This is a genomic window from Paraburkholderia sp. CNPSo 3076 (assembly GCF_026343935.1).
GTDB lineage: Bacteria > Pseudomonadota > Gammaproteobacteria > Burkholderiales > Burkholderiaceae > Paraburkholderia > Paraburkholderia nodosa.
The window spans coordinates 1-670 of sequence record NZ_JAPMAL010000139.1 but is presented as its reverse complement, the minus strand read 5'-3'; the positions used below and the strand labels follow the sequence as shown (position 1 = coordinate 670).

Genomic DNA, 670 nt, shown 5'->3' with positions numbered 1-670 from the left:
AGCTGTTGCGCCACCCGAGTTCCACGGGATAGCGCGGCAGATCGATCGGACACGCGAGCAGTTTCAGGCCCGCCACGCGCGCGATCGCCTCGGCCGCGTGGCGCGGAATCGTGGCGACGCTGCGCGTGCCCTTGAGCAGAAAGGGCAACGCGGCGAAATGCGTCGTAGACGCCACCACATTGCGCTTCAGGCCCCGCGCGGCGAGCCCTTCGTCGACGATGCCGACCACGCCGCCCGACGACACCAAAATGTGCCCTCTCGATACGTAGTCGCCGAGCGTCAAGCGCCGCGGCGGGCGGCTTCGCTTCGCGCGGCCTGAGCCACCGGGTGCTCGGCGAGGGCAGCTATGCGTGCCTCGTGGACGACGCTGCGCGCCCGCCGCGACGGCAAGGTCCATGTCCTGATTCGCGAGCACATCGGCGACGATCTGGCTGTGCGTCTGGCGAAAGATGATGCGCAGGCCCGGGGCGCTGGTTTCCAGCGTTTCGATGATGCGCCGGCCAATGGCCACCTCGAAGTCGTCGGAAAGCCCGATCGACACCGCGCGCCCATGAAACGTGGTGGCATCGGGCGAGGCGATCGCGAGGCTATGGCGGCAGCGGTCGAGCGCTTCGCTGATCACGGGCTTGAGTTCCTGCGCGCGCGAGGTCGGCGCGAGCCCGCGTCCGGT

1 protein-coding gene is annotated in these 670 nt (G+C 69.1%); it reads right to left on the bottom strand.

The features are described 5' to 3' along the window. Positions 1-670, bottom strand: a 670-nt coding sequence (locus M3A49_RS42410) for a LysR substrate-binding domain-containing protein (RefSeq protein ID WP_266233995.1), incomplete at both ends; no start/stop codon positions are given.